Source organism: Pseudomonas rustica, assembly GCF_049959085.1.
GTDB lineage: Bacteria > Pseudomonadota > Gammaproteobacteria > Pseudomonadales > Pseudomonadaceae > Aquipseudomonas > Aquipseudomonas rustica.
Window position 1 is genome coordinate 1,146,655 of record NZ_CP188200.1, and the last position, 19,740, is coordinate 1,166,394.

At 59.9% G+C, this 19,740-nt stretch carries 18 protein-coding genes; 11 read left to right on the forward strand and 7 right to left on the reverse strand.

Features of this window, described 5'->3' with window-relative positions:
* Positions 1-322: 322 nt before the first annotated feature.
* The 3 genes from kdpC to ACP3TY_RS05440 all read left to right on the forward strand — a co-directional run bounded on the left by kdpC (position 323) and on the right by ACP3TY_RS05440 (position 4,400).
* Positions 323-868: a potassium-transporting ATPase subunit KdpC gene (gene kdpC / locus ACP3TY_RS05430; RefSeq protein WP_159811560.1), complete on the forward strand. Its 546-nt coding sequence runs from the start codon at positions 323-325 to the stop codon at positions 866-868.
* A 136-nt stretch (positions 869-1,004) separates the two neighbouring features.
* Complete coding sequence (locus ACP3TY_RS05435) at positions 1,005-3,656, forward strand: DUF4118 domain-containing protein (RefSeq protein ID WP_426619387.1); 2,652 nt, start codon at positions 1,005-1,007, stop codon at positions 3,654-3,656.
* 48 nt (positions 3,657-3,704) lie between these two features.
* On the forward strand, positions 3,705-4,400 hold the full coding sequence (locus ACP3TY_RS05440) for a response regulator (protein ID WP_053122408.1): 696 nt from the start codon (positions 3,705-3,707) through the stop codon (positions 4,398-4,400).
* An 83-nt stretch (positions 4,401-4,483) separates the two neighbouring features.
* Here the strand turns inward: ACP3TY_RS05440 and ACP3TY_RS05445 are convergent, their stop codons facing one another.
* Positions 4,484-5,524, reverse strand: coding sequence for a patatin-like phospholipase family protein (locus tag ACP3TY_RS05445; protein ID WP_426619388.1), 1,041 nt, complete (start codon positions 5,522-5,524; stop codon positions 4,484-4,486).
* A 217-nt stretch (positions 5,525-5,741) separates the two neighbouring features.
* Between ACP3TY_RS05445 and ACP3TY_RS05450 the strand changes: the two genes are divergently transcribed.
* The 3 genes from ACP3TY_RS05450 (at position 5,742) to ACP3TY_RS05460 (ending at position 7,861) form a co-directional block, all read left to right on the forward strand.
* On the forward strand, positions 5,742-6,020 hold the full coding sequence (locus ACP3TY_RS05450; RefSeq protein WP_053122404.1) for a hypothetical protein: 279 nt from the start codon (positions 5,742-5,744) through the stop codon (positions 6,018-6,020).
* 76 nt (positions 6,021-6,096) lie between these two features.
* The gene (locus ACP3TY_RS05455) at positions 6,097-6,864 is read left to right on the forward strand and encodes a CHAD domain-containing protein (protein WP_212549026.1); all 768 of its coding nucleotides are present in this window, start codon (positions 6,097-6,099) and stop codon (positions 6,862-6,864) included.
* Positions 6,865-7,066: 202 nt separating this feature from the next.
* Entirely contained in the window at positions 7,067-7,861 is a 795-nt protein-coding gene (locus ACP3TY_RS05460; RefSeq protein WP_426619389.1) for an acyl-CoA thioesterase, read from the forward strand.
* 1 nt (position 7,862) lies between these two features.
* On the opposite strand, the gene ACP3TY_RS05465 is transcribed toward ACP3TY_RS05460, so the two are convergent.
* From ACP3TY_RS05465 to ACP3TY_RS05475, 3 genes are all read right to left on the reverse strand, one after another.
* Entirely contained in the window at positions 7,863-8,228 is a 366-nt protein-coding gene (locus tag ACP3TY_RS05465) for an Mpo1-like protein (RefSeq protein ID WP_053122382.1), read from the reverse strand.
* Positions 8,229-8,417: 189 nt separating this feature from the next.
* Complete coding sequence (locus tag ACP3TY_RS05470) at positions 8,418-9,899, reverse strand: methyl-accepting chemotaxis protein (protein WP_400751762.1); 1,482 nt, start codon at positions 9,897-9,899, stop codon at positions 8,418-8,420.
* A 175-nt stretch (positions 9,900-10,074) separates the two neighbouring features.
* Positions 10,075-10,881: a TatD family hydrolase gene (locus tag ACP3TY_RS05475; protein ID WP_426619390.1), complete on the reverse strand. Its 807-nt coding sequence runs from the start codon at positions 10,879-10,881 to the stop codon at positions 10,075-10,077.
* A 236-nt stretch (positions 10,882-11,117) separates the two neighbouring features.
* On the opposite strand from ACP3TY_RS05475, the gene ACP3TY_RS05480 reads away from it, so the two are divergent.
* Together ACP3TY_RS05480 and ACP3TY_RS05485 are read left to right on the forward strand one after the other, a co-directional pair.
* Positions 11,118-12,539, forward strand: coding sequence for a transglycosylase SLT domain-containing protein (locus ACP3TY_RS05480; protein ID WP_400648868.1), 1,422 nt, complete (start codon positions 11,118-11,120; stop codon positions 12,537-12,539).
* 109 nt (positions 12,540-12,648) lie between these two features.
* Positions 12,649-13,083: a DoxX family protein gene (locus ACP3TY_RS05485; protein WP_053122374.1), complete on the forward strand. Its 435-nt coding sequence runs from the start codon at positions 12,649-12,651 to the stop codon at positions 13,081-13,083.
* 84 nt (positions 13,084-13,167) lie between these two features.
* On the opposite strand, the gene htpX is transcribed toward ACP3TY_RS05485, so the two are convergent.
* Complete coding sequence (htpX, locus tag ACP3TY_RS05490) at positions 13,168-14,055, reverse strand: protease HtpX (protein ID WP_053122372.1); 888 nt, start codon at positions 14,053-14,055, stop codon at positions 13,168-13,170.
* A 305-nt stretch (positions 14,056-14,360) separates the two neighbouring features.
* Positions 14,361-15,572 carry a pyridoxal phosphate-dependent aminotransferase gene (locus tag ACP3TY_RS05495; RefSeq protein ID WP_016770856.1) on the reverse strand — a complete coding sequence of 404 codons (1,212 nt, stop codon included), beginning with the start codon at positions 15,570-15,572 and terminating at the stop codon, positions 14,361-14,363.
* A 226-nt stretch (positions 15,573-15,798) separates the two neighbouring features.
* On the opposite strand from ACP3TY_RS05495, the gene msrB reads away from it, so the two are divergent.
* The 3 genes from msrB to ACP3TY_RS05510 all read left to right on the forward strand — a co-directional run bounded on the left by msrB (position 15,799) and on the right by ACP3TY_RS05510 (position 17,323).
* Positions 15,799-16,194: a peptide-methionine (R)-S-oxide reductase MsrB gene (gene msrB, locus ACP3TY_RS05500; protein ID WP_212549033.1), complete on the forward strand. Its 396-nt coding sequence runs from the start codon at positions 15,799-15,801 to the stop codon at positions 16,192-16,194.
* 185 nt (positions 16,195-16,379) lie between these two features.
* On the forward strand, positions 16,380-16,865 hold the full coding sequence (locus ACP3TY_RS05505) for a glutathione peroxidase (RefSeq protein ID WP_053122369.1): 486 nt from the start codon (positions 16,380-16,382) through the stop codon (positions 16,863-16,865).
* Entirely contained in the window at positions 16,862-17,323 is a 462-nt protein-coding gene (locus ACP3TY_RS05510) for a MarR family winged helix-turn-helix transcriptional regulator (RefSeq protein ID WP_426619391.1), read from the forward strand. The genes ACP3TY_RS05505 and ACP3TY_RS05510 overlap by 4 nt, the downstream gene beginning before the upstream one ends.
* Here the strand turns inward: ACP3TY_RS05510 and ACP3TY_RS05515 are convergent.
* Positions 17,307-19,628, reverse strand: coding sequence for a hybrid sensor histidine kinase/response regulator (locus ACP3TY_RS05515; protein WP_159811569.1), 2,322 nt, complete (start codon positions 19,626-19,628; stop codon positions 17,307-17,309). The genes ACP3TY_RS05510 and ACP3TY_RS05515 overlap by 17 nt on opposite strands.
* Between the last annotated feature and the right edge of the window lie 112 nt (positions 19,629-19,740).

Below are 19,740 nucleotides of genomic sequence, written 5' to 3' on the forward strand. Positions count from 1 at the left end.
AGCCCTCTCCCGGAGGGAGAGGGGACTGACCGAGGTGTTTGTGAGAGCTGCACCGACTTGAGATACCGAGCTGAACGCAGGTTTTGAGAAGCACATAGATCGGCTCCCTCACCCTAGCCCTCTCCCGGGGGGAGAGGGGACTGACCGAGTGGTTTGTGAGAGCTGCACCGACCTGAGCTATCGAGTCGAACTCAGGTTTTGAAAAGCATAGAGATCGGCTCCCTTTCCCCTCGCCCCCTTGGGGGAGAGGGCTGGGGTGAGGGGGAAACGATCCCCCTGACACCCCACAAAAAATCTGCCCAACGAATTCGAGGATTTTGAAATGTCCACAATGATACGTCCCGCCCTCAGCCTGCTGGTGCTGATGACCCTGGTCACCGGCGTCGCTTACCCGCTGGTGGTCACTGGCATCGCCCAGGTCGCTTTCCCCGAGCAAGCCAACGGCAGCCTCGTCCACGATGCCACCGGCAAAGTCCGCGGCTCGTCCCTGATCGCTCAGGATTTCGTCGGCGATGCCTGGTTCCATCCACGTCCTTCCGCCGGCGCTTTCGCCACCGTGTCCAGCAGCGCCAGCAACCTCGCGCCGAGCAACCCGGCACTCGCCACGCGGGTGATCGACGACGCCAACAAATTGCAGGTGCCAGGCCAGGGCCCGGTGCCGTTGGCGCTGTTGACCACCTCCGGCAGCGGCCTCGATCCGCACTTGCCACCGGCGGCAATTGCCTATCAACTGGCGCGAGTCGCGGCAGCGCGCAACCTGCCGGTCGCGACCGTGCAGCAACTGCTCGATGCGCACATCGAACAGCCGCTGGTGGGGCCGCCGGTGGTCAATGTGCTGGAGCTGAACATGGCACTGGAAAAACTGTAGAGATGATCGTTCCCACGCTCTGCGTGGGAATGCATCAATGGACGCTCCGCGTCCGCTTTGGTGGGACGCAGAGCGTCCCGGGCTGCATTCCCACGCAGAGCGTGGGAACGATCATCAGGAAGAGAGAGCATCAAGCATGAGCGACTCCGGCCGCGCCGACGCACTGTTAGCAGACCTGCCCCGCGATGGCCGTGGCCGGCTCAAGGTTTTCCTCGGCGCCGCCCCCGGCGTCGGCAAAACCTACGCCATGCTTCAGGCCGCGCACACGCAACTCCGTCAGGGCGTAAAAGTCCTCGCCGGCGTCGTCGAAACCCATGGCCGTGCCGAAACCGAAGCGCTCCTTGGCGGCTTGCCGCAGCAACCGCTGCTGCGCTCGGAATACCGTGGCGTGATGCTCGAAGAAATGGATCTCGACGGCATCCTCGCGGCCAAACCGAAACTGGTGCTGGTCGATGAGCTGGCCCACAGCAACGCGCCCGGCAGTCGCCACGACAAACGCTGGCAAGACATTCAGGAACTGCTCGCCGCCGGCATCGACGTGTTCACCACGGTCAACGTCCAGCACCTCGAAAGTCTTAACGATCAGGTACGCGGCATCACTGGTGTGCAGGTGCGCGAAACCCTGCCGGACTGGGTGCTGCAAGAAGCCTACGAACTGCTGCTGATCGACCTGCCGCCGCGCGAATTGCTTGAGCGTCTGCGCGAAGGCAAGGTCTACGTGCCGGAGCAGGCGCGTGCGGCGATCGATGCGTTTTTCACCCAGACCAACCTCACTGCATTGCGCGAACTGGCGATGCAAACCGCCGCCGCGCAAGTCGATAACGATCTTGCGCAAGGTTATCGCCAACTCGGTCAAGCCGCGCCGGCGGTGCGTGGCAGATTGTTGGTCGGAGTCGATGGCGACGCGCAGGCCGAACGCCTTGTGCGCCACGCCAGCCGTGTCGCGCAGCGTCGGCATTTGCCGTGGAGTCTGGTGCACGTCGACAACGGCAGCGTGCGCGACGAGCAATCGCGGCTGCGCCTGCAAAGCGCTCAGCAGTTGGCCGAACGTCTCGGCGGTGAAGTAGTTTTGTTGCGCGCCGGTGAGGTGGCGAAAACCCTGATCCAGCATGCCGCCGAACGTCGCGCGAGTCTGGTGCTGGTCGGCCAGTCGCGACCGCGTTTGCGTCGTCGACTGTTCGGTGGCGGTCTCGCAGCGCGCTTACTGCGCCAGTCCCACGGTCTGGAAATCAACGTCCTCGACAGCGATCACCAACAGCATCAACCGCGTCAGCGCAACCCGCTGACGCTGGTGTGGTTCGATTACGCGCTGGCACTGGTCGCCACGCTGTTGGCCAGTGCCCTGGCGTGGGCGGTGTCGAGTGTATTGCCCCTGCCGAACATCTCGCTGGTGTTCCTCGCGGCGGTGTTGCTGGTGGCAGTGCGCAGCAGCCTCGGCCCGGCGCTGGCCTGTGCGGCGCTGTCGTTTCTGACCTACGATTTTTTATTCATTCCGCCGAATTTTTCCTTCAGCATCCAGCGCGAAGAAGACGTGCTGACTCTGTTGTTTTTCCTCTTGATGGCGGCGCTCACCGGCAACCTTGCGGCGCGTCAGCGTCGACAATTGCAGGCGTTGCGCGACACCCAGGAAGAGACCACCGAACTGCTCGATCTGTCGCGCAAACTCACTGCCGCAACTGATCGCCAGGCCGTGGTCAGCGCCGCCGCGCAACACCTCAACGGCTGGAGCGATCTGCAACTGTGCCTGCTCAATCGTGACGACCAGGGCGGCTGGAAAGTCGAGACCGGCGGGCCGCTGCAATTCACTGAATCCGAACGCGCCGCCGCCGATTGGGCCTGGCAACACGATCAACCGGCGGGCATGGGCACCGGCACGTTGCCATTCGGGCGTTGGTGGTGGTGGCCGTTGTCGGTCGAGGATGGGCCGCTGGCGCTGCTCGGTGTTTGCGCCAAAGAAGGCCAGACCTTGAGCGGTCAGCGCCGACGTCTGCTGACAGCATTGAGCCAGCCGCTGGCGCAGGCACTGGCCCGCGCGCAACTGGCCGACGATCTCGAAGCCGCACGCCTGCATGGCGAAACCGAGCAATTGCGCAGTGCGCTGCTGGCCTCGGTTTCGCACGATTTGCGCACGCCGTTGACCGCCATGCGCGGCAGCATCGACAGTCTGTTGGCGCTCGGCGAAGCAATCCCGTTGGAGGATCGCCGCGAGCTGCTTGAAGGCACTCGTGATGAAGCCGAACGCCTTGACCGCTATATCCAGAATCTGCTCGACATGACCCGCCTCGGCCACGGCGCGTTGAAACTGGCGCGGGACTGGGTGTCGCCGGCGGATATCGTCGGCAGTTCGCTCAATCGTCTACGCGCGGTGTTGGCGCCGTTGCAGGTCAGCACCGAGGTGCCGGCGGAGTTGCCGTTGCTGTTCGTGCATGCAGCGCTGATCGAACAGGCGCTGGTCAACGTGATGGAAAACGCCGCACGTTTTTCGCCAAATCACGGTCGTCTGGAATTACGCGCCGGCGCCGATGACAGCGAGATTTTCTTCTCGGTCAGTGACGAAGGCCCGGGGATTCCCGAAGACGAGCGCGCGAAGATTTTCGATATGTTCTACACCGCCGCACGCGGTGATCGCGGCGGGCAGGGCACCGGTCTTGGGCTGGCAATCTGTCAGGGCATGGTCGGTGCACATGGCGGACGCATCACCGTCGCTGACGGCATCGAAGGGCGCGGCACCTGCATCACTCTGCACTTGCCGTTGCAGGCGCAACCGGGGATGGACAATGAAGCCTGATGCCGACTGCGCTACTCTCTTGCCCATCTTTTCTGTTGATGTGAATTCATGAGCCAGACCGCGACCATTTTGGTCATCGACGACGAACCGCAGATCCGTAAATTCCTGCGCATCAGCCTCGCCTCACAAGGCTACAAAGTGCTCGAGGCTGGCACCGGCGCCGAGGGCCTGGCGCAAGCGGCGCTGAATAAACCGGACTTGCTGGTGCTCGACCTCGGCCTGCCGGACATGGACGGCCAGCAAGTGCTCCGTGAGTTTCGCGAATGGGCCACGGCGCCGGTGCTGGTGCTGTCGGTGCGTGCAAGCGAAGGGCAGAAAGTCGAGGCACTGGATGGCGGCGCCAACGACTACGTGACCAAGCCTTTCGGCATTCAGGAATTTCTTGCACGGGTACGGGCGTTGTTGCGCCAGGCGCCGGCGGGGGAGGCGCAACAAGCGGCGTTGAGTTTTGGCCCGCTGACCGTGGATCTGGCCTATCGGCGGGTGCTGCTCGACGGCGTTGAAGTGGCGCTGACTCGCAAGGAATACGCGGTGCTGGCGCAACTGGCGCGGCATCCGGGAAGGGTGATCACCCAGCAGCAATTGCTCAAGGATATCTGGGGGCCGACGCACACCGAGGACAGTCATTATCTGCGGATAGTGGTGGGGCATTTGCGGCAGAAACTGGCGGATGATCCAACGCGGCCGCGGTTTATTGTGACGGAGGCGGGGGTTGGGTATCGGCTTATGGAGTTTGTGGGATAGCTAAAAGATCGCAGCCTTCGGCAGCTCCTACATTGCAATGCGTCCTCCTGTAGGAGCTGCCGAAGGCTGCGATCTTTTGATCTTTACTGCTGTTGCTCACTCTCATACCGATCCATCGTATCCCGCGCAATCTCCCGCCCCAGCGCGATCAATTCCGGCGCTTTGTAAAACTCGAAAAACCGGCAAACCCGCTTCGGCACGTTGATCAGGATATCCGGTGGATACCCGGCAATCTTGTACTGCGCCAGCGAGGTCTGCATCACCTCGAAACTCTGGTTGATCAGATCCAGCAATGACGCCGGCCCGACGTTATCGATGATGAACGAACCCGTCGCCGATTTCGGTGCGCCTTCACGCTCAGGCGCGGCGGCCGGTTGCTGATTCTCGGGTTGCACACCCTCCAACCACGGATTGATATCCGCTGCCTCAGCACGCAACGCTTCCTGTTCCAGCTTCAACAACTGTTCAGCCTGGGTGCGGCGAAACGGCATCTTCGAGCCCAACGAACTGATCAGACTGTCGAAACGTGAGCGAAACGCCGGCGGACGCTGGATCACCGGCAGTTTGTAATGCCGCTGGTTGGTCGAGTTGAGATTGACCGCGATGATCAAATCACAGTGGCTGGACACCACCGGCACGATCGGCAGCGGGTTGAGAATGCCGCCATCGACCAGCATGCGATTGCCTTGCATCACGGGCGTGAACAGGCTGGGAATCGCCGCCGAAGCGCGCATGGCCTGGTGCAGACAGCCTTCCTGAAACCAGATTTCCTGTTGATTGGTGAGGTCGGCGGCGACGGCGGTGTAGGGGATGCGCAGGTCTTCGATATTGATCTCGCCGACGATTTTGCGGATCTGCCCGAAAACTTTTTCACCGCGAATTGCGCCGAGGCGGAAGCTGACATCGACCAGGCGCAGCACGTCGAGATAGTCGAGGCTTTCGATCCAGTTGCGGTATTCATCGAGTTTGCCGGCGGCGTAGATACCGCCAACCACCGCGCCCATCGAACAACCGGCAATGCAGGCGATTTCGTAACCGCGTTTTTCGATTTCTTCAATGACTCCGATATGGGCATAGCCCCGGGCGCCACCGGAGCCCAGTACCAGCGCGACACGCTTTTTCATCCAGCTTCCTCCCGACAAGGTTGCACAATGCACCCATCGGGCAAGCGGCTCAATCGCCGAGGTCGCTCAGCGGCGCAGTCGCGTCGTTTTTTCGATACTTCATGGCCGCGCGGGGCTATCCTTTTCGCCACCGCAGAATCACGGCCGCACAAGGCACTTTTTCGCCGCCGAACCGTCTTACCTGCACGACTGTTGACCTATTTTTGAGGTGTAAGTGATGAAAGCCTGGATCTGTGTGCCCTTGATCGCCCTGGCATTGGCCGGTTGCGCCGGCAAGACTGCGTACCGCGACAGTTGCGGCAGCCAGCTCGACACGGCGTGGCATGAGCTGGATCTGGCCAAGGCCGAAGGCTTTGCCGGCACCGTCAGTTATTCCAAAGCGTTGTCGTTGCTGACAGCGGCCAAAACCCAGCAGCAATTCGAAGGTTTCGAAGGTTGCGCGAGCAAGGCCGAGAAGGCGCGTTTCTACATTCGCGAATCTCGCGCCGGCCGTTAAGCGGCTGACCTGAAGCAAGGATGCTGCGCTGACGAAGCGCCAGACTCCTCCCCAAGACGTTCTGAAGGAGCAAGTGATGTCTGCGTTGGTTGATCGGTTGGTGGCTCATATCCTGAGCATTGAAGTGCGATTGCTCAGTTGCCAGGCGCGGCTGACGGCGCGTACTGATCCTGAGGCGCTGCACGATCTGCGCACTACGGTGCGCCGCTTGCGCAGCTTGTTGCGGCCATTGCGCGGCTTGCCCGGGGTTGAGCAACTGGAAGACGCGGCCTCGGCCGTCGGCCAATTGACCACGCCGTGGCGCGATCGTGAAGTGCTCGCGGCTTACTTGCTGGAACACGATCAACCGCTAGCGGCGCAGCGGCGCATGGCGCAGATGGCGGAGGCTTACCCGGCACTGGCGGCAAGTGCAGAGGTGGCTTCGCTGCTGATGATTCTCGACGCTTTTCCACGGTTTATTCGTGCGTCTCAGCGTCAGGGCTTGCTCAAAGGTCTGGCTAAACGCATCGAAAAACGCCTCGGCAAACAATGGAAGAATCTCGATCAGGCGCTGCATGATCCGGCGCATGATCGCCATCGTCTGCGTCTGTTGATCAAGCGTGTGCGTTATGGCATCGAGGCGTATCCAGAACTGGATCGTCTGCCGGAAGCGGCGCTGCCACGCTTGAAGTCTGCGCAAGGGGCTCTGGGCGATTGGCACGATTGCTGGCAGTGGCTGGCGAAAGCCGAACTGGAAACCGATCTGCAACCGTGTGTCGCCACATGGCAGGCGGGTTTGATCCAAGCCGAGGCCAAGGCCGATCGTGTGCTCGAAAAACTCAGCAGCACCTGCTTCAAATCCTGAACACACCGCATCACCCCCTGTAGGAGCTGCCGCAGGCTGCGATCTTTTGATCTTGATTTTTCAAAATCAAAAGATCGCAGCCTGCGGCAGCTCCTACAGGGAATGGTGTCTGATCTGTCAGCGCATTTGACCGGAATAGACGCTGCGGTGCTCTCCGGCTGTGGTTAAGATCCCTGCATTCATTTTCGTTTTTGAGGTTGCCATGCGCTTTTGTGATCTGCTCGATGCGGTGCGCCGCCAGCCGGAACTGTCGATCCCCGCCGAATGGGCTCAGGGCCGCGCCAGTTTTGGTGGCCTCGTCGCCGCGCTGCAATACGAAGCCATGCGCGCGAAAGTGCCGGCGGATCGCCCGGTGCGTTCGCTGGCGATCACCTTCGTCGGCCCGGTCGAGCCGGAAGTCCCGGTGAGTTTTGAAGTGGATGTGCTGCGTGAAGGCAAAGCCGTCAGCCAGGTGCTGGGCCGGGCGATGCAGAACGGTCAGGTGGTCACGCTGGTGCAAGGCAGTTTTGGTGCCTCGCGTTCTTCGGAAGTGGCGATTGCCGCTGAGCCTGCGCCGGACATGAAGCACTGGGACGAATGTCAGGAACTGCCCTATATCAAAGGCGTGCTGCCAGAATTCATGCGTCACCTGGCGATGCGCTGGACGATCGGCGGTTTGCCGTTTACCGGTAATTCTTCGCGGGACATGGGCGGTTGGGTACGTTTGCGTGGCGACGTGAAGGAAGAGCCAGTGACCGAGGCGCACATTCTTGCGCTGGTGGATGCGTGGCCGCCGTCGCTGTTGCCGCATCTGAAGAAACCGGCCATGGGCAGCACGCTGACCTGGACCATCGAATTCGTTCAGCCGTTACGCGAGTTGAGCACGCTGGACTGGTGCAAGTACCGTGTGGAAACCGAGTACGCCGCCGACGGCTACGGGCATGCCGCCGCGAAACTGTGGAGCGCGGAGGGCGAGTTGATTGCCATGAGTCGGCAGACCGTCACGATCTTCGCCTGACTTAATGCCGACGGTGACGCTCCCGCCAGGCGCGCCACCAGCCGCCGCTGAGAAAGAACCGTGGAAAAGTCAGAAACTGCTCGACCAGCAAACGTGAAATCGCGTCTTTGCGATCACTGAATGGCTCGGAGGCTTGCGCCTCCAAGCGGTGACCGTGGCGCTGCAAGCCCAGCGCCGCGACGATGCCAATCACACCGATGGCGACACTGGCCAGGCTCAGGCTGAACACGCCAGAGACGATCAACAAAAACGCCACGATGAACAGCGGCACGGCAATCAGGTGCAACACCAGATTGGTCGGGTGCTGATGATTTCCCGGGTACGCGCGCCATTGCCACGCGGGAAGGTTGGGGTGTCGTTTGCCCATGATGTGGCTACTCCTCGATCCATGTTGAACACATGGATGAAGAATAGGCCGGGCCGGGAAGGGCGGCGAATCGAGGTTGGCTATTGGCTTCATAGGCATGATGGACAAAAAAGATCGCAGCCTTCGGCAGCTCCTACATTGAAAGGTGTACACCTGTAGGAGCTGCCGAAGGCTGCGATCTTTTGATCCTCAGAGTTTCAACTGCCCAATCGCCTTGCTCAACTCTCCAGCCAACGTCGCCAACTCATTACTGGTCGTCGCCGAATCCACCGTCTGCTGCACGGTGTTCTCGGTCACATCGCGAATGCTCACCACCGCCCGGTTCATCTCCTCGGCAACCTGACTCTGCTGCTCAGCCGCCACGGCAATCTGCGTATTGCTCTCGCGCATCTGCGCCACTGCGCCGGTGATCTCGGCCAGCGCCGCGCCAGCTTCCTGCGCCTGCTGCACACAATCGTCTGCCTTATACGAACTCTCTTGCATGAAATCCACCGCATCGCGCGTGCCGGCCTGCAGCGCCGACACCATCGTGGTGATCTCATCAGTCGAAGCCTGCACACGTTTCGCGAGGTGGCGCACTTCATCGGCGACCACCGCAAAACCACGGCCCATTTCCCCCGCACGCGCGGCCTCGATGGCAGCATTGAGAGCAAGCAAATTGGTCTGCTCGGCGATGCTGTGAATCACGCTGACCACACCGTTGATCTTCTGACTGTCCTCAGCCAAGCGTTGAATCATCTCGGCAGTCTGCTGTACGCCGCTGGACAGACCGGCGATCGAATGCTGCACGCGCGCGACCACTTGCTGACCACTGCCGGCCAGACCGTCAGCGGTCTGCGACAAATCGCGGGTGGCGCCCGCGTGCTGGGCGATGTGATAGACCGTGGCGGTCATTTCATTGATCGCCGTGGCCGCTTGATCGGTTTCACTCTGCTGGCCGAGCATGCCATGACGCACTTCGTCCATGCTCGCCGCCAGACGCGCCGCGCCGACATCCAATTGCCGCGCGGTGTTGGCGACGGTGGTGACCACACGCTGATAACCCGCCTGCATCGCGTTGAACGCACTGGCCATCTGCCCGACTTCATCTGTGCAGGCCAATGGCACGCGGGCCGAGAGGTCGCCGCTTTTCTCGACGTGCAGCATTACGTCTTTCAGGGTGTTGAGTTGGCTGAGCAGGAAGCGGATCAACAGTTGTGAAGCGCCGAGCATGGCCAGCATCAGGATCAAGACGGCCACGGCGAAGTTGGCAAAACGCTCATCGAATACCTGCGTCAGGCTCGGGCCATAAGCGATCACGGCGACGCGTTGACCGTCGGCACGGCTGAACACCTCGGCGCCCATCAACGGGTTTTTGCCGAACAATGGCATCGGGTTGATCTCGATCCAGCCGTTGCTGTCGGCGATTTCCAATAACGGTTGATCGTTGAGGCGCGGCGCTTCACCGCGTTTGAACGTCAGCACTTGATCGGCTTTGGGCAGCGCTTGACCGACCGGCCAGGCCTTGAGCAACTGCGCCTGGGCCTGCGCGGAGGCCTTTGACGCATGACTGCGCGCCTGCTGTTCGAGGTGTACGGCGTACAACACCAACAACAAAGTGGTGACGAAGGCGACCGCGTTGACCGCCCAGAATTTGTATTTCAGCGAGATATTGCTAAGCCAGGCACCCATGGAGGTCTTCTCTGATAGCGGAAACAGCATTGGCAAGGTGCCAGTATTGTGCCGCTACGGAGGGTTCTGGATTTGATGTGGGTCAAAAGATTAAAAGATCGCAGCCTGCGGCAGCTCCTACATTGGGAAGGTGTACACCCTGTAGGAGCTGCCGAAGGCTGCGATCTTTTGCGGCTTACACCAACGTTGGGAGATTGAAGAATGCGCGGGCGCACGCGGTGGTGTGCGCAGCCAGGTCTTCCTCGGTTTCCCCGCGATGCAGAGCAACCTCGCGCAACACCTCCGTCAGATACGCCGGTTCATTACGCCCGTTCTTCGGTTTCGGTCGCAACGTACGCGGCAACAAATAAGGCGCATCGCTTTCCAGCATCAGCCGTCCGCGTTTGATTTCTTTTACCAGCGGATGCAGATGCGTGCCCCGACGCTCGTCGCAGATCCAGCCGGTAATGCCGATGTGCAGATCCATGTCGAGATAACTGAACAGCGCTTTTTGCTCACCGGTAAAGCAATGCACCACCGCAGCAGGCAACTGATCGCGGAAGCCTTTCAGTATCTCCAGTAGTCGCTGACTGGCATCGCGCTCATGCAGGAACACCGGCAACTGCAGCTCAACGGCCAGCGCCAGATGCTCTTCCAACACCTTCTCCTGCTGCGGGCGCGGCGAGAAATCGCGATTGAAATCCAGCCCGCATTCGCCCACCGCGACCACGTTCGATTCCTTCAGCAAACTGCGCAAACGCCCTGCGCTATCAGCGCTCCAGTCACTGGCCGAATGTGGGTGAATGCCGGCGGTGGCGAACAGCCGTTGACCGCTCTCATCCAGTTGCTGACACAGCTCCAGCGCCTGTTCGCTACCCTCGACGCTGGTGCCGGTCAGCACCAGTTGGCAGACCCCGGCGGCGTAGGCGCGGTCGAGTACGGCCTGGTGTTTGTCGGCGAAACTTGGGTTGGTCAGGTTGACGCCGATATCGATGAGTTGCATGGTTGCTACCTCGGGCCGAAGGCCGGAAAGCATACCAGAGCTGTAGATTCATAAGAAAAGCCAAGAACTACAACGAGTTAAAGCTGTCTTTTGATGCCGCGAGACCCGTCTGATTGGCAGCAATGCCAACGCTGTGCCAGTCTCTCGCACCTTGCCAGCGCTCCAGGCGCTCTGTTTTCGTCGGTGATTTCGACCGTTCAGCGGTGAAATTGCCCCGTATTCTTTCCGGAGAGTGGATGGTTCGTCCCTCGGTTTTGTTGCTGTTGTGTGGATCGCTGCTGCTGCCGATGACGGCGGTTGCGCGCCTGCCCGGGCCGCTGCAAGCCGTGCCGGCCGCCAAGGTGCGCGATCTCTCGGAGATCCGCAGCAGTCGCGTGTTGCGGGTGCTGGTCAATCAGAGCCGCAACAGCTCCGGTGAAGTCCAGGGCCAGGCGATCGGCGTCGAATACCATCGCTTGCGCGCCTTCGAGCAATACCTCAACGGTCACGCCCGTGACGGTCAGGAAATCACCCTCAAGATCATTCCCAAATCCAAGGATCAATTGCTCGGCGCCTTACAGCGTGGCGAAGGTGATCTGGTGGCGCCGGGAGAATTGCTCGACCTGCAACCGGGTCACGCGGTGGCCAGCAGCGAACCGATCGCCAGCAACGTGCCGCTGATCCTGGTCGGCATCAAGGGCGAGCGACGCTACACCAAGGTTGAACAGCTCTCCGGTAAAACCCTCGCCTTGCCGACCGGCAGCGCAGCGGGGGAGGCTGTCAGCCAGCTGAATCAGAAACTGGCGCTGCACAAACTGGCGCCGATCAAGATCGAATGGGTCGACCCGACACTGGCGGTCGAAGATGTGCTGGAAATGGTGCAGGGCGGGATTTTCCACCTGACCATCGTCGAGCAACCCATCGCCGAGCGTTGGGGCAAGATCCTGCCGAAATTGCGTTTTGATCGGCAGTTGATGATCAGCGAGCCTGGCGAAGAGTACTGGTTCGTCCGCCGCGATGCCTCGATGTTGCGGGCAAGCATTGATCGCTTTTTGATCGGTTACAAAAAACCGTCCAACGAAGATGCGGCGTTTCTGCGCATTTACCGTCGCCTCTATCAAGTTCACTATCCATTGGCCAAGGCTGACCGCCAGCGTCTGGAAAAACTGCGCCCGACCCTGCAAAAACACGCTGACGCGCAAAAAATGGATTGGCTGAACCTGGCGGCGCTGGCGTTCAAGGAGTCCGCGCTGCAACCCAATGCCCGCAGCGGCAGTGGCCCAACCGGGCTGATGCAGATCACCCCGTCCGCCGCGCAACGCGTCGGCGTCGACAATATTCAGAATCTTGATGCCAACGTGCAGGCCGGGGCCAAGTACCTCGCGATGATCCGGCGCAAGTTCTTCAACAGTCCCAAGCTCAACGAGCGCGAGCGCATGGCCTTTACGCTCGCGGCTTACAACATCGGCCCGGAGCGGGTGCAAGGCATGCGCGCCGAAGCGCGGCGGCGTGGCTTGAACCCCAATCAATGGTTCTTCCAGGTCGAGCGCATTGCCATGGAGCAGGTGGGAATGGGGCCGGTCAGCTATGTTAATAGCGTGAACAAGTATTACTTGGCGTTCGACCGGGAGCGGGAGTCGTTGGAGCCCGGAGGACAAAAAGTAGCCTCACGCAAATGATCTAATAATTTGATTGTTATGGCGGAATAATTGCGCTTTTATCATGAAATTAACTGATTAATATAGCGGCCAACCAACACACACTTCTCGCAAAACAAGGAATGCTTCCATGAGCTCACTGATCAACAAAGTCCTGTTCACCCGCGCCGGTTACGGTCTGACCATCCTGCGCATCGCTGTCGGTGTGATCTTCGCGGCTCACGGTTCGCAAAAGCTGTTTGGACTGTTCGGTGGTTATGGCTTGTCCGGCACTGCGCAATACATGGACAGCATCGGTCTGCACCCGGGTTACCTGATGGCGACGCTGGCGGGTGGTACCGAGTTCTTCGCCGGTCTGGCGCTGATCATCGGTTTGCTGGTTCGTCCGGCGGCGCTGGGTTTGACCTTCCTGTCGCTGGTGGCGATCTTCACCGTACACATCAGCAACGGTTTGTTCATGGCCAACAACGGTTACGAATTTGCCCTGGCCCTGCTCGGTGGCAGCCTCGCAGTACTGATCGAAGGCGCCGGCAAACTCTCGGTGGATCGCGCCATCGCTGGCTGATCGCAAAACCCGGACAAAAAAAGGCCCGTATCGTGAGATACGGGCCTTTTTGTTTGTTACTGCGACTGGCTTGCTGCGCCGGGTTTAACCGCGACGGCGCAGGGCGTCGATACGCTCTTCCAGCGGCGGGTGGCTCATGAACATGCGCGCGAAGCCCTGCTTGATGCCACCGTTGATGCCGAAGGCATTCAGGGTGTCCGGCATATGCACCGGCAAGCCCTGTTCGGCGCGCAGACGCTGCAGGGCACCGATCATGGCGCTGGTACCGGCCAGACGTGCACCGGCTTCGTCAGCACGGAATTCGCGTTTACGCGAGAACCACATGACGATCGAGCTGGCCAGAATGCCCAGCACCAGTTCGGCGAAAATGGTCGCCACGTAGTAGGCGATGCCTTGGCCTTCTTCGTTTTTAAAGATCACTTTGTCGACGAAGTTGCCGATGATCCGTGCAAAGAACATCACGAAGGTGTTCACCACGCCCTGGATCAACGCCAGCGTGACCATGTCACCGTTGGCCACGTGGCCGATTTCGTGAGCCAGCACGGCCTTCACTTCATCGGGCGAAAAACGCTCAAGCAGGCCCTGACTGACCGCGACCAGCGCGTCGTTCTTGTTCCAGCCGGTGGCGAAGGCGTTCGCCTCGTAGGCCGGGAAAATACCGACTTCGGGCATCTTGATCCCGGCTTCGCGGGACAATTGCTCGACGGTTTGCAGCAGCCATTGCTCATGCCGGGTGCGTGGCTGGCTGATGATCTGGGTGCTGGTGCTCATCTTCGCCATCCACTTGGAGATGAATAGCGAGAACAGCGAACCGGCAAAACCAAAGACCGCACAGAAAACCAGCAGCTGACTAAGGTTGAGATCAACCCCGTTGGCCGCCATGAACCCGTTGAAGCCGAACAGGCTCAGGGTGATGCTGGCTATCAGCACGACCGCCAGGTTAGTGGCCAAAAACAGCAGGATGCGCATCATGGTTGTAGAAATCTCCTCAAGCTAAAGATGTAGCGTACTGCGGGGTATATAAGGTGCTGCAGCGGGCTATTCAACTGAGTGACTATTTCAAACTGTGTCCTACAGTGAATTCTTCGGTGCAAGGTTCATTTCCCACAACGTAAACCGACAGGGATGACAAACAGCCGCGACCCGTCGCGACTACGTCAGACGCACGTGATCGGTACGAGTCGCAAGTGTAGAAGGCGTACGCAAAGGGTGGGGCGCAGAAGTGTTGCCGAATCAGACAGTGCGCAACGTTCGGGGCGTTGCGCACTGCTGGCCTATCACTGGCGGTAGGACTTGAGGAAGTTGCCGATGCGGCCGATGGCCATTTCCAGATCATCGACGCGCGGCAGGGTGACCACACGGAAGTGATCCGGCCACGGCCAGTTGAACGCCGTGCCTTGCACCACCAGCAGCTTCTCGGAGAGCAGCAGGTCGAGGACGAATTTTTCGTCGTTATGGATCGGGCAGACTTTCGGATCGATTTTCGGGAACGCGTACAGCGCGCCCATCGGCTTGACGCAACTCACGCCCGGAATGTCGTTGAGCAATTCCCACGTACGGTTGCGTTGTTCCAGCAGACGCCCTTGCGGCAGCACCAGATCATTGATGCTCTGATAGCCGCCGAGTGCGGTCTGAATCGCGTGCTGGCTCGGCACGTTGGCGCACAGACGCATGTTCGCCAGCATGTCGATGCCTTCTATGTAGCTCTGCGCGTTGTGTTTCGGCCCGGAGATGGCGATCCAGCCCGAGCGGAACCCGGCCACGCGGTAGGACTTCGACAGACCGTTGAAGGTCAGGCACAGCAGATCCGGGGCCAGCGAAGCGGTGCAGATGTGCACCGCGTCGTCATACAGAATCTTGTCGTAGATTTCGTCGGAGAACACCACCAGGTTGTGTGCGCGGGCGATTTCCAGCATGCCCAGCAACACTTCCTTGGAATACACCGCGCCGGTCGGGTTGTTCGGGTTGATGATCACCATCGCTTTGGTGTTCGGGGTGATCTTGGCCTTGATGTCGGCCAGATCCGGGAACCAGTCGGCGCCTTCGTCGCACAGGTAATGCACGGCGTTACCACCCGCCAGGCTCACGGCCGCCGTCCACAGTGGATAGTCCGGGGCCGGCACCAGCACTTCGTCGCCGTTGTTGAGCAGCGCCTGCAGCGACATCACGATCAGCTCGGACACGCCGTTGCCCAGGTAGATGTCTTCGATGCCGACACCTTCAACCTGCTTCTGCTGGTAGTACTGCATCACCGCTTTGCGCGCGCTGAACAGGCCTTTGGAATCGCTGTAGCCTTGCGCGGTCGGCAGGTTGCGGATCACATCCTGAAGAATTTCGTCCGGCGCCTCGAAACCAAACGGTGCCGGGTTGCCGATATTCAGCTTGAGGATGCGCTGGCCTTCCTCTTCCAGACGTTTGGCGTGCTTGAGCACCGGGCCGCGAATGTCGTAGCAGACGTTGGCGAGCTTGTTCGATTTGCTGAACTGCATGGCGATGTGATCCCGAAAATGAACGATCCAGACGCTGTATGAACTACCGTACTGGGATTCCTGCGTTTGCATGCCAGACGGGTGCCGGAACGTGACGCTGCAAAAAATCCGTTTGAGTGCATGTAACGCGGCTGCCAGACTGGCATCAAATGAGGCGCAATCATACGTGCCGCTCGATCCGTGGAAAAGGTACAGATCGGGCTTTTTCAGCCGCTGAGGTGTGATGATGGAAAAGTTGGAAAAAACCCTGGAAGAATGGCGTGAGATGCTCGACCCCGAGCAGTACAACGTTTGCCGTCTCAGTGCGACCGAACGACCGTTCTCCGGCAAGTACAATGCGACCAAAACCGACGGTGTTTATCATTGCGTGTGCTGCAATGAGCCACTGTTCGATTCCAAGACCAAATTCGACTCCGGCTGCGGCTGGCCGAGCTTCTACGCGCCCATCGGCGAAAGCGCGATGACCGAAATCCGTGACACCACTCACGGCATGATTCGCACTGAAGTGAAATGCGCGCGCTGCGACGCGCACCTGGGCCACGTGTTCCCGGACGGCCCGCCGCCGACCGGTCTGCGTTATTGCATCAATTCGGTGTGCCTGAACCTCGAACCACGCGTTTAACTTCACGATAAAACCCCTGTAGGAGTTGCCGAAGGCTGCGATCTTTTGATCTTGCTTTAAAAAACAACGTCAAAAGATCGCAGCCTTCGGCAGCTCCTACAGGGGTGTAATCCGATTAATTAAATTGCACACAATTTAATTGCTCGCTATGTTTGCCCTTTGCCACTTCCTGCGGAGCCCGACCCATGAGCGACAACCTGCTGAATATCCCGTGCACCACCATCAAGGGTGAGCAAAAGACCCTGGCCGACTACGCCGGTAAAGCGGTGCTGGTGGTCAACACGGCGAGCAAGTGCGGTTTCACCCCGCAATACAAAGGCCTCGAAGAACTGTGGCAGACCTACAAGGATCAGGGCCTGGTGGTGCTGGGCTTTCCGTGCAATCAGTTCGGCAAGCAGGAGCCGGGCAATGAAGGCGCGATCAGTGAGTTCTGCGAGCTGAATTTCGGCGTGAGTTTCCCGCTGTTCAAGAAGATCGACGTCAACGGTGCCGATGCGCACCCGCTGTTCGTGCAATTGAAAAAACGCGCGCCGGGTCTGCTGGGTTCGCAGGGCATCAAGTGGAATTTCACTAAGTTCCTGATCGGCAAGGACGGTCAACTGGTCAAGCGTTTCGCCCCGACCACCAAACCACAGGATCTGAACGGCGAGATCGAAGCGCTGCTGAAATGAACAGCCTGTCCGTCGATTCGATGCAGCTCGACAACCAGTTGTGTTTCAAGCTGTACGCCGCATCTCGCGCAGTGATTCGCGCCTACAAGCCGATGCTCGATCAGCTCGGCCTGACCTACCCGCAATATCTGGTGATGCTGGTGTTGTGGGAGTGGCAGGAAAACGCTCCGGAGCAACCGACGGTGAAAGCGCTGGGCGAACGTCTGGCACTGGATTCCGGGACGCTGACGCCGTTGCTCAAGCGTCTGGAGCAAATGCAATGGGTGCAGCGCCAGCGTTCGGCCCGCGATGAGCGTGAGGTGCATTTGAGCCTGACGCCCGCCGGGCAAGCATTGCGCGAGCAGGTCGGGCCGCTCAAAGCGAAGTTGTTGTGCGACAGCGGCGTGGATCTCGATCGGCTCAACGAATTGCGCAACGGCCTCGATCACTTGCTCGGGCAGATCAAGGCTTTGGCGTAACCGGCACCCATTGATCAAGCAGCGCTGCCAGTTCTTCGCGGCGAAACGGTTTGGCCAGATAGTCGCTCATGCCCGCCGCGCGGCAGCGTTCTCGCTCTTCGGACATGGCGTTGGCGGTCAGGGCGACGATCGGCAATTGCGGCCAGCGCCCGCTCTGGCGAATCTGCCGACTCGCTTCGTAGCCGTCCATCACCGGCATGTTGCAGTCCATCAGCACCATGTCGAAATCATGGAATTCCAGTTGATCCAACGCCTCGGCACCGTGAGCCGCGACCACCACTTCGCAGCCAAGCTTGCCGAGCATGCCTTTGGCCACCAGTTGATTGACCGGGTTGTCCTCGACCAACAGAACCCGAGCGCGCCGAAGCGAGGGTGCAGCCTCAAGAGGTGTGTCACCGACGTCGGTGATGTCCGCTTGCAAGGTTCTGCGCAGATTCTGATACAGCGCGTTGCGAGCCAGCGGTCGCGCCTGCTGCTGCAGTGGCGCCAGCGCCGCGGCTTCTTCGCTGGGCAGAAAGCTGCCGTAAGCCGTGACGAGGAGAATCGGTGCCTTGATTGTAGGGCGCAGGCCGAACAGGCATTCCGGGCAATCGGTGATCAATACGTCAGGCGTGCGGCCCAGCAATGAATCATCAATCGTGCACTGGTCGTATTCGATGCCCCAGCCCGGCAGCAAACTTTTCAGCAGTTCTGCCAGGCCACTGCTGCCAGCGGTGATGGCGAGGACTTTGCCGTGCAGCGGTGCCGGAGCGATCGCGCGGGTATGGCTGGGCAGCGGCAGTTCGGCACAGAACTGGCTGCCGAAACCGGCCTCCGAACTGATCGTCAGACGGCCCTGCATGGCTTCGCACAGGTTGTAGGTCAATGCCAGACCCAGCCCGGTACCGCCATATTGCCGAGTGATGCCAGCGCCAGCCTGAGTGAACGGCTGGAAGATTTTCACCTGCGCTTCCTGCGCGATGCCGATCCCGGTGTCACAGACTTCGATGCGCACGCCATCCTTATAGGCCGACAAGCGCACATCGACGCGACCGAAACGGGTGAACTTCAGCGCGTTCGACAGCAGGTTGCTGACAATCTGCCGAACCCGGGTCGGGTCGCCGAGTACCAGCGCGGGGAAGTGCGGATCGATCAGGCAGGTCAGTTCGACGCTCGGCGCAGCATTCTGCGAGAGCAGATTGGCGGTGTCCTCGACCAGCGCACCGAGGTCGAACGGAATGTGTTCGAGCTCCAGCTGCCCGGCATCGAATTTCGACAGATCGAGAATATCGTTGAGCAACTCCACCAGCACTTTGCCCGAGTCGTGGGCGATCGCCAGTTGTTGTTGCTGTTCGGCATTCAACGGGCCGTCCAGCGATAGCGCAATCATCCCCAGCAAGCCGTTGAGCGGCGTGCGAATTTCATGGCTCATATTGGCCAGAAACGCCGAGCGTGCCTCGGCCATGTCCAACGCAGTGCTGCGGGCGACTTCGAGCTCCTGATTGGATTGGCTGAGCCGCGTGTTGATCGCTTTGAGTTCAGCGGTGCGCGAGGAAACGATGGTTTCCAGTTGGCTGAGGTAATCGGTCAGGCGGTTTTCCGCGTTGCGGCGCTGCTGGATTTCCGTGGCGATGTTTTCGAATTGCTGATTGGCGACTTTGACCAGCACACCAATTTCGTCATTGGCATGCCCGGCGGGGCATTCCAGAGTTGTCGGTTCTGCGCTGCGCGGGTCGCGACTGCTGAGTTCGCGAATCACCCGCACCAGTGGCTTGGTCAGCATCACGTAGAACAACGCCAGCAGAATGCCGGTAAGAATCAGGCTGCGGGCGAAACCGTTGAGCAAGGTGATTTCCGCCCGGCGCAGAAAGCGGCTGCCAAAGGCGTAGGTGTCGACTTCAAGGCTCAGCACCCCTAGCGATTCGGTGGGCAGGTGGTCGAGGTAGAGGCGGTCTTCGAACTGGCGTTTGGCGCCGAACAGGGCGTCGCTGATCATCCGGTAGCCGCTTTGCAGTTCGGGACGTTTGACGCTGGCCAGTACCGTATCGTTGTTATCGGTCAGTTGCGCGGAAATGATGGCCGGCGAACGCAGCAGGCCGAGGGTGAGTTCCTGGGCCAGTTCGGCGTCGATGTTGTAAGCGATGCGAGACGCCGGATTGTGGCTGATTTCCAGCAAAGACAGGATTTCACGGTTGATGGAAGCGTCTTCACTGGCATAATCGATGCCGATTTGCAGCAGGCTGAGCAGCGTGCCCAGAATGAACCCGACCAGCACAGTAAGCTTGGCTTGCTTGTACGACAGCCGTTGGGTGAATTTGATATCCATGGGGTGTTGAACCACTTCCGTTTCCCTTCGCTGCTCAAGCATAGTCGATCATGTATGGATACCGAGGTTCCCGAATCGCCTTGTAACAAGGCTGGGTGCGGGACTTTAAGTC

Coding starts and splice junctions, on each gene's coding strand:
- htpX (WP_053122372.1), bottom strand. CDS start 14,055: ATGATGCGCATCCTGCTGTTTTTGGCCACTAACCTGGCGGTCGTGCTG.
- ACP3TY_RS05505 (WP_053122369.1), top strand. CDS start 16,380: ATGAGCGACAACCTGCTGAATATCCCGTGCACCACCATCAAGGGTGAG.
- kdpC (WP_159811560.1), top strand. CDS start 323: ATGTCCACAATGATACGTCCCGCCCTCAGCCTGCTGGTGCTGATGACC.
- ACP3TY_RS05470 (WP_400751762.1), bottom strand. CDS start 9,899: ATGGGTGCCTGGCTTAGCAATATCTCGCTGAAATACAAATTCTGGGCG.
- ACP3TY_RS05450 (WP_053122404.1), top strand. CDS start 5,742: ATGAAAGCCTGGATCTGTGTGCCCTTGATCGCCCTGGCATTGGCCGGT.
- ACP3TY_RS05465 (WP_053122382.1), bottom strand. CDS start 8,228: ATGGGCAAACGACACCCCAACCTTCCCGCGTGGCAATGGCGCGCGTAC.
- ACP3TY_RS05475 (WP_426619390.1), bottom strand. CDS start 10,881: ATGCAACTCATCGATATCGGCGTCAACCTGACCAACCCAAGTTTCGCC.
- ACP3TY_RS05460 (WP_426619389.1), top strand. CDS start 7,067: ATGCGCTTTTGTGATCTGCTCGATGCGGTGCGCCGCCAGCCGGAACTG.
- ACP3TY_RS05515 (WP_159811569.1), bottom strand. CDS start 19,628: ATGGATATCAAATTCACCCAACGGCTGTCGTACAAGCAAGCCAAGCTT.
- ACP3TY_RS05435 (WP_426619387.1), top strand. CDS start 1,005: ATGAGCGACTCCGGCCGCGCCGACGCACTGTTAGCAGACCTGCCCCGC.
- ACP3TY_RS05480 (WP_400648868.1), top strand. CDS start 11,118: ATGGTTCGTCCCTCGGTTTTGTTGCTGTTGTGTGGATCGCTGCTGCTG.
- ACP3TY_RS05455 (WP_212549026.1), top strand. CDS start 6,097: ATGTCTGCGTTGGTTGATCGGTTGGTGGCTCATATCCTGAGCATTGAA.
- msrB (WP_212549033.1), top strand. CDS start 15,799: ATGGAAAAGTTGGAAAAAACCCTGGAAGAATGGCGTGAGATGCTCGAC.
- ACP3TY_RS05510 (WP_426619391.1), top strand. CDS start 16,862: ATGAACAGCCTGTCCGTCGATTCGATGCAGCTCGACAACCAGTTGTGT.
- ACP3TY_RS05440 (WP_053122408.1), top strand. CDS start 3,705: ATGAGCCAGACCGCGACCATTTTGGTCATCGACGACGAACCGCAGATC.
- ACP3TY_RS05445 (WP_426619388.1), bottom strand. CDS start 5,524: ATGAAAAAGCGTGTCGCGCTGGTACTGGGCTCCGGTGGCGCCCGGGGC.
- ACP3TY_RS05485 (WP_053122374.1), top strand. CDS start 12,649: ATGAGCTCACTGATCAACAAAGTCCTGTTCACCCGCGCCGGTTACGGT.
- ACP3TY_RS05495 (WP_016770856.1), bottom strand. CDS start 15,572: ATGCAGTTCAGCAAATCGAACAAGCTCGCCAACGTCTGCTACGACATT.